We start from the raw sequence: 12,799 nt of genomic DNA, 5'->3' as shown, positions 1-12,799 counted from the left end.
ATCCTCTTCGCAAACGCTGTAGTAGCAACAGATCCAGGCTAATTTTAATGAATGCAGATCAGGTCAAATCGGCCATAAATGTTGCCAACAACACGTGAATTTTTGCCCTAACCTGATCGCACAGATGACGGTGGTTAAACTGAATCAATCCATACCCTAAACTCGGGTATAATCCTTTAGGGTTAGGCAGATAAATAATGTGGTTATTCCCCCCCTGTAACCTTGATCGTTATCAATTAAAAATCGGAAGGAAAATAATTAATGTGGAGTGATATTTATTATCATTAAGCGAGATTGAAATAACATTTCATATGCATGAAAATATTTGGGAGTGCAATCACAAATATTGTGTTATATACCACTCGATATGCAATCAAATATATAGCGCAATGCGTAATTTTAGTGACCGAACTAAATTATATTTATTGGAAGATAACGAAGAATAAAATAAGAGGACGGCAGAATAATTCTACCGCCCTCTTTTATGGATTAACCGGCCAACGCTTTAATCACCGTCTCCATGGCCTGTTTTTCTAACTCACTGCGCTTCACACGCTGATTGGCGAGGGTTGTTCTCAGTACGCCAGCAATGACGATATGCTTAGGCTCTTGCCCCAGATCGCGCATTTCCAGCACTACTTTACCGACTACTCTGCACATCTCGCGGTACAGCTCGTCGTCTTTGGTTTGATTTCCCATATTCACCCGCTCGTCATTAACTCAAACCCACAGCATATATCACTCTGGCAAATTAGACAAAATCCAATGAAAATCAAATAAATGTCAAAATTTTACTGGATCCGCTGAAGTCGATTTACCAGCTCGGCGAGGCTTCCGGCCCGCATTTTTTCCATCACCCGCGCCCGATGCACTTCAACCGTGCGAACGGCAATATTCATGGCATCGGCGATTTCCCGATTTATCAACCCCTTTGCAACCAGATTCGCCAGTTCTCGCTCCTTCGGGGTAAGTTGCTGATAGCAAGCAACAATTTCCTGTCGCGAAAAAGCCGCTACCGAGGCCTGCACAGCATTTTCCAGCGCAGCCTGTAGCGGCGCGGCTGAAACCGGCTTCTGTAAGAAATCGACGGCTCCGCGCTTCATTTGTTCAACCGCCATGGGCACATCACCATGCCCGGTAAGAAATACCACCGCCAGGGTGCTCTCGCGCTGACGCATTGCTTCATGCACGGCATGTCCATCCAGTACCGGCATGCGCATATCCAGCAGTAATACGCCGACCTGATGCAGATCGGCCTGAGCCAAAAATGTTTCACCCTGCTCCCAGCAGCGTACCTCATACCCCATACTTTCCAGTAAAAATGCACAGGCCTGAGTAACCGCTACATCGTCATCCAACAGATGAATTATTGCCACGACGCCCTCCTTCCTGTGTTTGCTTAAAATGTAATGTCACCGCTACGCCCGCCAGACCGTCAGACGCTGGGTGATTTTTGATGCTAATGTCGCCATTTGCATAGCGAACCAGTCGCTGACAAATGGCCAGCCCGAGTCCCATCCCTTCCTTACGGGTGGTCATAAAGGGCTGGAATGCCTGATATAACTGCGCATCGTCGATCCCTCCGGCGTTATCCTGCACCAGGATACGCACACCATGCTCCTCACTGCACGCTGAGAACCACACCGTTTTTGCCCCCGCCTGGGCCGCGTTTAGTACCAGATTAGCCAGAACCTGCTCCAGCAAAACGGTCGGCAGTGTAACCGTGAGCGAATTATCGACCTGCGTTTGTAACGCTACCGTCGGGAATTGCTGTGCCATGCGTAATAACTGCCAGACATGATGGATCGCATCATGAATGTTAATGGGCTCCCAGTCGTCAGTCATCACCGGATTTCCCTGCGCCTGACTGACCCACTGACGTAAATTGCGTAGCGTATCGGCGCCCCGCTGCGCCTGCACGTCAATCTGTTCAAGGGCGGGTAACAACGGATGCTGCTGATCCTGGCCGCGCAGACGAATCAGACAGCCCTGTGCATAGTGGCGGATAGCCGAAAGCGGCTGGTTAAGTTCATGAGCGAATCCGGACGTCATCTCGCCCAGCACGCTCATTTGACGCGCGGTTTCCAGCGCCTGTTCCTGTTTACGCAACAGCACATTATTACGCTCAAGCAGTCTTCCACGTCGGCGGACCAGCAGCATGACCCAGATGTAATTGAGCGTCAGCAACAACAGGACGATACCCGCCGCCCCCATGGCCAGACGATGTTGAATAAACCAGCTTTTGACATCCAGCCACAATTGGCGCTGCTGTGGGTGCTGGCGGACATCGCGCAGCAAAGCTTCTACTTCGCGGGTTGAGGCCGGCGCGCCCCAACGAAAGACAGCGTTTTGTGGCGCGTTAAACAGTACCCGCGTGACACGATCGGCCAGTTCATCACTGACCGCGGGCAAGGCAGCAAACGACCAGTCAGGATAGAGCGGCGTGCTGGTTACGCAAGGAATTGACGTTGGATAGCTAATCACGGCCCTAAAGTCCGCTTTGCGGATTAGCCCTTCTTCATCCATTTTTTCCAGCAGACACACGGGCACAATCACCGCCTGAACCGCTTTTTCACGTAATAAATACAGCAAGGCATCGGCAGGAAAGCCGGTAAACGTCAGATGTAAATCACGTTCAGGGCGCAATCCCGCATCGCTGAGCGCTTTGTATCCCAGCAAATAACCGCCAAATGCCTGAGCATCAATGGCACCTACCGTTTTACCAATCAGATCATGTGCATTCACGATCCCACTGTCGCGCCTGACGAGGACCGCACTGCCAATCACGTTGCTGGTTGCCTTTCCGCCACGAGTGGAGCGTAATGATGCCAGCCAGCGAAGCGCTGCATGGCTGTTTAACTGCACGAATTGCGCCGGATTGGTGACCACAAACTGGACGGTTCCACGGTTAACCGCCTCCTGCATCTGCTGCAGATCCAGCGGTTGAATATGAAACTGTTCACCCGGAATTTGCTGATTTAACAGGGTTTCCAGCGGTTGCCAGTGGGCACGTGTAGAGACCTCGCCACGCATCGCCAAAACACCCACATTCCACGAACCTGCCCACGCCACGCTGCCGAGCATCCACACGGAGGCCAATAGCGTCAGACATCGAACGACGTTACATCCCACTGAATTATCCCTGTCAATTATGTTGTTTTAGATCAACAACAAGCCGGGTATGTGGTTAACCACAATAGAGCTGCCCCCGCCACGATTTTTACACTGTAAATCATTGAGATTCTTTATTCATCACACGCAAATCAACGGCGTGACCAATGTTTCGTTGTTGCATCGTGACGGGAGAAAATATGGACAGCAGTAAACGGCAGTTTCTCCAGCAACTGGGCGTCCTGACCGCTGGCGCATCACTGGTTCCCCTCGCACAGGCCCAGTTTCCCTTTTCGCCTGAACGGCATGAAGGATCGCCCCAGCATCGCTACGGCATGCTGGTCGATCTGCGTCGATGTATCGGCTGCCAGGCCTGCACCGTGAGTTGCGCGATTGAAAACCAGACGCCGCAAGGTGAGTTTCGTACCAACGTTAATCAATATCAGGTGCAACTTGAAGGCCAGCAAAGCGTCACCAACGTCCTGCTGCCGCGCCTGTGCAACCATTGTGATAACCCCCCTTGCGTGCCGGTGTGTCCGGTGCAGGCCACCTTCCAGCGCGAAGATGGCATTGTGGTTGTCGACAACACACGCTGTGTTGGCTGCGCCTACTGTGTGCAGGCCTGCCCATACGATGCACGGTTTATCAACCATGAAACGCAAACCGCCGATAAATGCACTTTTTGCGTTCATCGACTGGAAGCGGGCCTGCTCCCGGCCTGCGTAGAGTCGTGTGTTGGCGGCGCGCGCATCATCGGTGATATCAAGGATCCACACAGCCGGATTTCTCAAATGCTGCAACAACATCATGACGCCATCAAGGTCCTGAAACCGGAAAGTGGCACCTCGCCGCACGTGTTCTATCTGGGCCTGGATGAGGCCTTTGTGACACCATTAATGGGGCGTGCCCAGCCCGCGCTCTGGCAGGAGGTTTAAATGAACCCTACCTTGATTATCGAAGAGGTTCTGACGCATCCACAGGACGTAAGCTGGTTACCCTGGGCTGTGCAATATTTCTTTTTTATCGGCATTGCCGCCTGCGCCGCACTGTTTGCCTGTGCGCTTCACTGGCGCAAACAAGAGACGCCGGAACTGGAAAACCTGACGCTGTTAATCGCCCTGACCTGCGCGATTACCGCGCCGCTGGCGCTGACCGCTGATTTACACCAGACCGCTCGTGTCTGGCATTTCTACGCCTTTCCGACGCCATGGTCGTGGATGCCGTGGGGCGCGCTGTTTTTACCGCTATTCACCGGGTTTTTAGGGCTGTGGTTTATCGCACAACAGGTTAAGCGATTAACCGCAAAAAGTTACAGCGTCACTAAATGGTTGGCCGTGGGAAGTGCGCTATCGGCGATTGGACTGTTGGTCTATACAGGTCGCGAGGTCTCGATTGTCGAGGCGCGTCCGATCTGGTTCAGCTACGCCTTCCCGGTAGCGATGTTCCTCAGTGCCCTGCAAACGTTCCTTGCCCTGCTTATCGCCACGGTGAAAAACGCAGGGACAACATTACCGCGCAAACTGGCATGGGGACAGATAGCCACGCTGTGCGCGCTGGCTATCGTGGTGGTGATATGGGCTAGTGGCAACACGCTATCGGGGTCAGCAATTCGCCAGTGGCTGGATGTGGCGGCTTCCGCGCGACATTACGCCATCGGCTGGATTGCACTTTGGGTTACCTCACTGGGCGTTTGCGCCCTGGTGTTACGCCATCCGTTATCACTGCCATTACGTATTTCGCTGGCAATAAGTGCAATGGCATTGTGCTGGCTAATGCGCTGGACATTACTCATTCAGGTACAGACCGTACCGAAATTTAACGCCCAGTTTAATCCCTATACCCTGCCCGGTGGCACAGATGGCTGGCTGGCTATTCTTGGCACTTTTGGCCTGTGGGTCGCACTGATCATTATGGTTCGTGAAGCCCTGAACGCGATCGCAAGGAGAATGCAACATGGCTAATTTAACTCGTCGTCAGTGGCTTAAAGTTGGTCTAGCCGTCGGGGGCATGGTGACCTTCGGCCTGAGTTATCGGGACGTGGCAAAGCGTGCGATTGATGGTTTGCTTGACGGAACATCAGGAAAAATAACCCGTGACCGTATCTTTGGTAATGCACTCATCCCCGAAGCACATGCCCAAACGCGCTGGCAACAGAACCCGCAACAGGTGATCTCCATGACACAGTGTTTCGGCTGCTGGACGCAATGTGGCGTGCGTGTCCGTGTTGATAACGAACAAGGCAAAGTGTTGCGTATTGCGGGCAACCCGTACCATCCGCTATCTCACGAACACCACATTGACTCCTCTGTTCCCTTTGCCGCCGCGATGGAACAACTGGCGGGCGAAACCGGCCTTGATGCCCGCTCCACCGCTTGCGCTCGCGGTGCAACGTTACTTGAAGGCCTGTACAGCCCACTGCGTATTCTGGAGCCAATGAAACGCGTAGGTAAACGTGGGGAAGGCAAATGGCAGCGCATCAGCTTTGAGCAACTGATCAAAGAAGTGGTGGAAGGCGGCGATCTGTTTGGCGAAGGCCACGTTGACGGTCTGCGGGCGATCCACGATCCCGATACGCCGATTGATGCCCGACACCCCGGTTTCGGCCCAAAATCCAATCAGCTACTGGTCACCAATACCAGTGATGAAGGACGTGATACTTTTTTGCGTCGCTTTGCCCTGAACAGTTTCGGCAGCAAAAACTTCGGTGCCCATGGCGCATACTGTGGTCTGGCCTATCGTGCCGGATCTGGCGCGTTGATGGGCGATCTGGATAAAAATACCCACGTAAAACCCGACTGGGATAATGTCGAATTTGCGTTGTTTATGGGGACGTCTCCAGCACAATCCGGCAACCCGTTTAAACGCCAGGCACGGCAACTCGCCAGTGCCCGTTTACGTGATGACTTCCGCTATGTTGTGGTTGCACCAGCCCTACCGCTAACGACAGTGCTTGCCGACGATCGTGGGCACTGGCAGCCCGTACGCCCAGGGACGGACTCCGCTCTGGCGATGGGGATGATCCGCTGGATAATTGAAAAGCAGCGCTATAACGCTGATTACCTGGCTATTCCAGACGTACAGGCCATGAAGCAGGCCGGGGAAAAAAGCTGGACCAACGCCACCCATCTGGTCATTACCGATGAAATTCCAACGCTCGCCGGTCAGCATTTAACGCTGGCGCATTTACGCGCAGACGCCGCCAACGAACCAACAGTCATTAACGAAGCCGGAGAGATCGTCGCCGCCAGCAGTTGCCAACGTGCCCAACTGTTCATCTCCCGTGAAGTCACGCTGGCCGGGGGGCAAACGGTCACGGTAAAAAGTGGCTTCCAGTGTCTGAAAGAATCCGCTGAGAAACTATCAATGGCGCAATACAGCCAGCAGTGTGGTGTTTCTGAGGCAGACATTGGCGCGCTGGCCGATGCTTTCACCCGTCACGGACGAAAAGCAGCAGTGATCACGCACGGTGGGATGATGGCGGGTAACGGTTTTTATAATGCCTGGTCGGTAATGATGCTCAATGCGTTGATCGGGAACCTGAGCCTCGAAGGCGGCGTGTTCGTCGGCGGCGGTAAGTTCAACGGCGCAACTGACGGCCCGCGCTACAATATGGACAGTTTTGCCGGGAAGGTGAAACCTAAAGGTCTGAGCCTCGCCCGCAGCAAGACAGCCTATGAGTCTTCCGAAGAGTACCGCAACAAAGTCGCCGCCGGGCAATCGCCCTTCCCGGCCAAAGCGCCCTGGTATCCGTTTGTCGCAGGCCAGCTTACCGAATTGCTGGTTTCAGCACTGGAAGGTTATCCGTATCCGCTAAAGGCCTGGATCTCCAACATGACCAACCCGTTTTATGGGATTGCGGGCTTACGCGGTGTGGCAGAAGAAAAGCTAAAAGATCCTGCACGTTTGCCACTGTTTATCGCGATTGATGCGTTCATGAACGAAACAACCGCGCTGGCGGATTACATCGTACCGGATACCCACAACTTCGAAAGCTGGGGATTTAGCGCTCCGTGGGCAGGCGTGGCCAGCAAAGCCACTACCGCGCGTTGGCCCGTGGTCAGGCCCGCTACCCGCCAGACCGCTGACGGTCAACCAGTCTCAATGGAGGCTTTCTGCATCGCGGTGGCAAAACGCATTGGTCTCCCCGGCTTTGGTGACAATGCCATTGCCGACCCGCAGGGCAATCAGTATCCGCTCAACCGCGCCGAAGATTATTATCTGCGGCTGGCCGCCAACATTGCTTTTATGGGCAAAACGCCTGTGGCGGAGGCACAGGAAGAGGATATCGCGCTGACCGGGGTGCAACGAATCTTGCCGGTGATGACCCAAACGTTAAAAACCGATGAGGTGAGTCGCGTGGCGTTTATCTATTCGCGCGGTGGCCGTTTTGCGCCAGATAACAGTGGTCGGGTCGATAACCGCGTCGGCAATGCGTGGGAAAAACCGCTGCAAATATGGAATGCGGATGTCGCTGCACACCGTCATGCGATTACCGGCGAGCGCTACAGCGGCTGTCCGGCGTGGTATCCTTCGCGCCTCTCTGATGGACGTGCGGTTGAGGAGTTGTTCCCGGAACAAGAGTGGCCGTTGAAACTGATTTCCTTTAAATCGAATACCATGTCCAGCGCCACAGCGGTGATCCCGCGCCTGCATCATCTGAAGCCGGTTAATCTGGTGGCGCTTAACCCGCAGGACGGCAAGCGCTATGGTTTATCTCACGGCGATACCGTTCGCATCACCACGCCGGGCGGGCAGGTTGAAGCGCAAATCAGCTTACTGCAGGGCGTGATGCCTGGGGTAATCGCAATTGAGCATGGCTATGGACATAAAGAGATGGGCGCTGCGCAGCATACGCTCGACGGTGAGCCGATGCCGTTTGATAAAAAGATAAAGTCGGGAATCAATATCAACGATCTGGGCTTTGCGGATCCGACACGAAAGGTTGCCAACACCTGGCTGGATTGGGTTTCAGGAGCCGCTGTGCGTCAGGGGTTGCCAGCGAGAATTGAGCGTATTTAACTTTAGCGCCGGATGGCAACGCTAATGCGTTTTATCCGGCCTACATGACGTTGTAGGCCGGGTAATGCAAAATCGCCACTCGGCATTTTGACTATCAGTTATTAACCGGGATCACCGCGCCTTTATATTTGGTACGGATCCAGTCCTGGATCTCTTTGGAGTGCAGCACATCAACCAGCGCCACGATATCCTTTTTCTTCTCGTCACCGCGATGCACGGTAATGATATTGGCATACGGGTTGTTTTCACCGCTTTCTACGGCAATCGGATCTTTCACTGGATCCAGTCCGGCGTCGATTGCGTAGTTGGCGTTAATCACCACCGCATCCCCTTCTTCATTGTTATACATCTGCGGTAACAGCGCCGCTTCCACGTTAGGTAAGAACTTCAACTTTTTCGGGTTCTCTACGATGTCGCTAATGCGCGCCGTCACTTTATCCACACCCGGCTTCAGCTTGATCACACCCTCTTTTTCAAAAATCGACAGAATACGACCTTCTTCAGATACCGCATCACGCATGATCACCTTGCCACCTTCCGGCAGATCCTTCAGTGACTTCACCTTTTTCGAATAGATACCAATCGGCTCAATATGAATCGCCCCTGCGCTGACGAAATCATAGGATTTGTCGCCAGCATGATCTTTAATCACGCTATTCAGGTACGGGATATGCTGGAAGTAGTTAGCGTCAATCTCACGACCCGCCAGCGCGGTGTTCGGCAGAATGTAGTCCTGGAATGGTTTAATCTCCAGGTCTATCCCTTGCTTCGCCAGTATAGGCTTAGCCTGCTCGAGGATCTCTGCATGCGGCACGTTGGACGCGCCAACGGTCAGCGTATCTGCCCACGAGGCAAAGCTCAGGGCGCTTAAGGTTGCAGCTGCGAGTAATGTCAGTGATTTTTTCATGATGATGGTTTCCGTATTTTATTAGCGTTTATCTAACAGAGAGGTGATCACATCGCCGCAAAGCTGAATGATGAAGACGATGAGCAGAATCGTTACCGTCGCCACCAGCGTGACGTCGCTGTGGTTGCGCTGGAATCCTTCCAGATAAGCCAGGTTCCCTAAACCACCGGCACCAATCACCCCCGCCATCGCGCTGTAGCTAACCAGTGCAATCAGCGTCACGGTGATCCCGGACACCAGAGCGGGTGAGGATTCCGGCAGTAAAACCCGAAAAACAAGCGTCGTCAGACGTGCGCCCATCGAGCGCGTCGCTTCAATAACGCCTTTATCGACTTCACGCAGGGCGATTTCGACCAGGCGTGCGTAAAAAGGTGCAGCCCCCACAATCAACGCGGGCAACGCGGCATTGGCGCCGAGAATGGTGCCTACGATCGTTTTGGTAAACGGTATTAGCAATACGATCAGAATGATGAACGGGATCGAGCGGAAAATATTGACCACCAGCGAGATCGCGCTATACAAGGCGCGGTTCTGGAATAGTCCACCGCGAGCGGTCAGGAATAGCGCCAGCCCGAGTGCAATCCCAAGGACAAACGTTGCCGCACCAGAAAGTGCCGTCATATAGAGCGTTTCCTGGGTCGCTGCCAGCAGTTGGTCCCACTTCAGATGGGGAAACAGATCTTCAGGCATGTTGAATCACCTCGCCTTCAATGTCGCTCTGGCGCAGGTCGGCCAAAATATTGTTCAATTGTTCCTCAGAGGCCACAACGTGCACCCAGAGCTGACCAAACACACCGTGCGCGGTTTGCGTCATCTTGCCGTGCAAAATGTTAAACGGCAGGCCATAGCGTAAGGTCAATTCGCCAACCACTGGCCGATGCGTACGTTGCCCGGTAAACGTAAGCCTGATCACCACGCCGCCAAGTTCGCTGGCCAGCTGCGGGTTGAATTCGTCTTCCTCGGCATATTGACTCACCTGACGAACGAACTGTCGGGTGATCGGTTGCTGTGGATGGGTAAAGACAGTAAGTACATCGCCCTCTTCAACCACCCTGCCGTTTTCCATTACCGCGACGCGATCGCAGATCTTGCGTACCACGTGCATTTCATGGGTGATCAGCACGATGGTTAATTTGAAGCGACGGTTAATATCGAGCAGTAACTCCAGAATCTGATCGGTAGTTTGCGGATCCAGGGCTGACGTAGCCTCGTCACAGAGCAGTACATCAGGATTATTCGCCAGCGCGCGGGCGATCCCTACGCGCTGCTTTTGGCCGCCACTGAGCTGCGATGGATACGCATTTTCGCGACCGCTCAGACCGACAAGGGTAATCAGCTCGGCCACTCGCGCCTTAATCATCGCTTTCGGCGCACCGGCAATTTGCATAGAGAAAGCGATATTTTCACTGACGGTGCGTGACCACAGTAAATTAAAGTGCTGAAACACCATGCTGATTTTCAACCGTGCCTGACGCAACGATTCCCCGCGGGCGGCGGAAATATCCTGACCGTTAATCGTCACGCTACCGGAGGACGGTTTTTCCAGACCATTGAGCAAACGTATTAAGGTGCTTTTTCCCGCCCCGCTGTAACCAATGATCCCGTAAATCTGCCCTTGCTCAACCGTCAGGTTGACATCATCGACAGCGGTAATAGAAAGCCTGCCTGGCGTAAACACTTTCGAAATATTTTTCAGGACAATCATGTCGTTTGGGTATCCGCTGCTGCTTATTGTTATCCTGCTAGTGCTTTTGGCTGTTTAGCAGTATGGATGTCCAAATGAGTGTAATCAGCGAGATTGACTTTTAAAATGAATTAAAACGAATTTGATATAACTTTTAGAAATATGAAGACATTCGAGCCGGGATGACAGGATAACCCTCATCTGAGAGGACAAATGCAGGTTGTTGCGCAACAAACCTCGACGGTGGACAACCTCTTTATCCATACCTATGAACAAATTAGTGAATATTTCTTGTGAAACTGCACAGAACTCTTTTGAAACGCTGTTTCCATTTTCCTTTTTGATAATTTTCAGCGTATAATGCGCGCCAATTGTCTCTTGAATGGTTTCAGCACATTGACCTGTAAAACTCAACGACTACAAAACTCACCATCCCGTTGGGCTGAAACGCAAGCACACATTCCTCTGCACGCTTTATCGATGTCACCTATTCTTAGAGCGAGGCATCACAACTTTCGTAACTCAGGTTTAGCTTTCCATCCGTGCGCGATGGAAGCCAGATTTCCATATCCTTCTCAACTTAAAGACTAAGACTGTCATGAAAAAGACGAAAATTGTTTGCACCATCGGTCCGAAAACCGAATCCGAAGAGATGTTAACCAAAATGCTGGACGCGGGCATGAACGTCATGCGTCTGAACTTCTCCCACGGTGATTACGCAGAACACGGTCAGCGCATCAAGAATTTGCGCAACGTCATGAGCAAAACCGGTAAAAAAGCCGCTATTCTGCTCGACACCAAAGGTCCGGAAATCCGTACCATTAAGCTGGAAGGCGGCAACGACGTTTCTCTGAAAGCGGGGCAGACCTTCACTTTCACTACCGACAAATCTGTTGTGGGCAACAATGAAATCGTTGCTGTTACCTATGAAGGCTTCACTAAAGACCTGTCCGTCGGTAACACCGTTCTGGTCGACGATGGTTTGATCGGCATGGAAGTTACCGCTATCGAAGGTAACAAAGTTATTTGTAAAGTGCTGAACAACGGCGACCTGGGCGAAAACAAAGGCGTTAACCTGCCGGGCGTTTCCATTGCCCTGCCAGCACTGGCTGAAAAAGACAAACAAGACCTGATCTTCGGTTGCGAACAAGGCGTTGACTTCGTTGCAGCCTCCTTTATCCGTAAACGTTCTGACGTCGTTGAAATCCGCGAGCACCTGAAAGCGCACGGCGGCGAAAACATCCAGATCATCTCCAAAATCGAAAACCAGGAAGGCCTGAACAACTTCGACGAAATCCTCGAAGCGTCTGACGGCATCATGGTTGCTCGTGGCGATATGGGCGTTGAGATCCCGGTTGAAGAAGTTATCTTCGCGCAGAAAATGATCATCGAAAAATGTATCCGCGCACGTAAAGTCGTTATCACTGCGACCCAGATGCTGGACTCCATGATCAAAAACCCGCGTCCGACCCGTGCTGAAGCTGGTGACGTTGCTAACGCCATCCTGGACGGTACCGACGCAGTCATGCTGTCTGGTGAGTCTGCAAAAGGTAAATACCCGCTGGAAGCCGTCACCATCATGGCGACCATCTGTGAGCGTACTGACCGCGTGATGACCAGCCGTCTGGACTTCAACAACGACAGTCGCAAACTGCGCATCACCGAAGCCGTTTGCCGTGGCGCGGTTGAAACTGCAGAAAAACTGGATGCTCCGCTGATCGTCGTCGCAACCCAGGGCGGTAAATCTGCTCGCGCAGTACGTAAATACTTCCCGGATGCCACCATCCTGGCGCTGACCACCAACGAAACTACCGCGCGTCAGCTGGTGCTGAGCAAAGGCGTTGTTGCACAGGTGGTTAAAGAAATCAGCTCTACCGATGATTTCTATCGCCTGGGTAAAGAAGTTGCTCTGGAAAGCGGTCTGGCACAGAAAGGTGACGTTGTGGTGATGGTTTCCGGTGCGCTGGTTCCGAGCGGCACCACCAATACGGCATCTGTTCACGTGCTGTAATAATTCCATCGCGAATTAATTTGCTTAAAAAGCGCCCTTGCGGCGCTTTTTTATTTTCTTGATAGCC

The 12,799-nt window shown here is 52.7% G+C and carries 11 protein-coding genes; 5 read left to right on the top strand and 6 right to left on the bottom strand.

What is annotated here, in order from left to right:
- Window positions 1–489 precede the first annotated feature (489 nt).
- From fumD to ttrS, 3 genes are all read right to left on the bottom strand, one after another.
- Window positions 490–699 (bottom strand): fumarate hydratase FumD, encoded by a 210-nt coding sequence (gene fumD, locus EHN13_RS16015; protein ID WP_040233753.1) that lies wholly within the window; start codon window positions 697–699, stop codon window positions 490–492.
- A 92-nt stretch (window positions 700–791) separates the two neighbouring features.
- Window positions 792–1,376, bottom strand: coding sequence for a tetrathionate respiration response regulator TtrR (gene ttrR / locus EHN13_RS16010; protein ID WP_061067811.1), 585 nt, complete (start codon window positions 1,374–1,376; stop codon window positions 792–794).
- Window positions 1,351–3,084 (bottom strand): tetrathionate respiration histidine kinase TtrS, encoded by a 1,734-nt coding sequence (gene ttrS / locus EHN13_RS16005; protein WP_101741753.1) that lies wholly within the window; start codon window positions 3,082–3,084, stop codon window positions 1,351–1,353. Before ttrS ends, ttrR begins: the two co-directional genes overlap by 26 nt.
- Before the next feature lie 227 nt (window positions 3,085–3,311).
- Here ttrS and ttrB point away from each other — a divergent pair, with 227 nt between their 5' ends.
- From ttrB to ttrA, 3 genes are read left to right on the top strand one after another with little or no spacing between them, the layout of a single operon-like run.
- Window positions 3,312–4,046, top strand: a complete 735-nt coding sequence (gene ttrB, locus EHN13_RS16000; protein WP_005122827.1) for a tetrathionate reductase subunit TtrB — start codon at window positions 3,312–3,314, stop codon at window positions 4,044–4,046.
- Window positions 4,047–5,072 (top strand): tetrathionate reductase subunit TtrC, encoded by a 1,026-nt coding sequence (gene ttrC, locus EHN13_RS15995; protein ID WP_124021728.1) that lies wholly within the window; start codon window positions 4,047–4,049, stop codon window positions 5,070–5,072.
- Entirely contained in the window at window positions 5,065–8,130 is a 3,066-nt protein-coding gene (gene ttrA, locus EHN13_RS15990; RefSeq protein ID WP_124021727.1) for a tetrathionate reductase subunit TtrA, read from the top strand. The genes ttrC and ttrA overlap by 8 nt, the downstream gene beginning before the upstream one ends.
- Before the next feature lie 94 nt (window positions 8,131–8,224).
- Here the strand turns inward: ttrA and EHN13_RS15985 are convergent, their stop codons facing one another.
- Genes EHN13_RS15985 through EHN13_RS15975 form a run of 3 tightly spaced genes read right to left on the bottom strand, consistent with a single transcriptional unit; the run spans window position 8,225 to window position 10,742 of the window.
- Window positions 8,225–9,037, bottom strand: coding sequence for a MetQ/NlpA family ABC transporter substrate-binding protein (locus EHN13_RS15985; RefSeq protein WP_048211834.1), 813 nt, complete (start codon window positions 9,035–9,037; stop codon window positions 8,225–8,227).
- Between the two features lie 21 nt (window positions 9,038–9,058).
- The gene (locus tag EHN13_RS15980) at window positions 9,059–9,727 is read right to left on the bottom strand and encodes a methionine ABC transporter permease (RefSeq protein ID WP_048211835.1); all 669 of its coding nucleotides are present in this window, start codon (window positions 9,725–9,727) and stop codon (window positions 9,059–9,061) included.
- Window positions 9,720–10,742 (bottom strand): methionine ABC transporter ATP-binding protein, encoded by a 1,023-nt coding sequence (locus tag EHN13_RS15975; protein ID WP_048211836.1) that lies wholly within the window; start codon window positions 10,740–10,742, stop codon window positions 9,720–9,722. Before EHN13_RS15975 ends, EHN13_RS15980 begins: the two co-directional genes overlap by 8 nt.
- A 375-nt stretch (window positions 10,743–11,117) precedes the next feature.
- Here EHN13_RS15975 and ynhH point away from each other — a divergent pair, with 375 nt between their 5' ends.
- Together ynhH and pykF are read left to right on the top strand one after the other, a co-directional pair.
- Window positions 11,118–11,312, top strand: coding sequence for a protein YnhH (gene ynhH, locus EHN13_RS24360; protein WP_245163452.1), 195 nt, complete (start codon window positions 11,118–11,120; stop codon window positions 11,310–11,312).
- Window positions 11,313–11,319: 7 nt separating this feature from the next.
- A complete protein-coding gene (gene pykF / locus EHN13_RS15970) occupies window positions 11,320–12,732 on the top strand; it encodes a pyruvate kinase PykF (RefSeq protein WP_003029366.1) in 1,413 nt (470 codons plus the stop codon).
- Window positions 12,733–12,799: the final 67 nt, after the last annotated feature.

It is taken from the genome of Citrobacter youngae (assembly GCF_003818115.1).
Classification (GTDB): domain Bacteria; phylum Pseudomonadota; class Gammaproteobacteria; order Enterobacterales; family Enterobacteriaceae; genus Citrobacter; species Citrobacter youngae.
Note: the sequence above shows the minus strand (reverse complement) of the source record. Positions and strands in the feature narration are given on the sequence as shown.

Excerpts from the sequence above, each read along its gene's own strand:
- EHN13_RS15975 (WP_048211836.1), bottom strand. The coding sequence starts at position 10,742 with ATGATTGTCCTGAAAAATATTTCGAAAGTGTTTACGCCAGGCAGGCTT.
- ttrC (WP_124021728.1), top strand. The coding sequence starts at position 4,047 with ATGAACCCTACCTTGATTATCGAAGAGGTTCTGACGCATCCACAGGAC.
- ttrS (WP_101741753.1), bottom strand. The coding sequence starts at position 3,084 with ATGCTCGGCAGCGTGGCGTGGGCAGGTTCGTGGAATGTGGGTGTTTTG.
- EHN13_RS15980 (WP_048211835.1), bottom strand. The coding sequence starts at position 9,727 with ATGCCTGAAGATCTGTTTCCCCATCTGAAGTGGGACCAACTGCTGGCA.
- pykF (WP_003029366.1), top strand. The coding sequence starts at position 11,320 with ATGAAAAAGACGAAAATTGTTTGCACCATCGGTCCGAAAACCGAATCC.
- ttrB (WP_005122827.1), top strand. The coding sequence starts at position 3,312 with ATGGACAGCAGTAAACGGCAGTTTCTCCAGCAACTGGGCGTCCTGACC.
- fumD (WP_040233753.1), bottom strand. The coding sequence starts at position 699 with ATGGGAAATCAAACCAAAGACGACGAGCTGTACCGCGAGATGTGCAGA.
- ttrA (WP_124021727.1), top strand. The coding sequence starts at position 5,065 with ATGGCTAATTTAACTCGTCGTCAGTGGCTTAAAGTTGGTCTAGCCGTC.
- EHN13_RS15985 (WP_048211834.1), bottom strand. The coding sequence starts at position 9,037 with ATGAAAAAATCACTGACATTACTCGCAGCTGCAACCTTAAGCGCCCTG.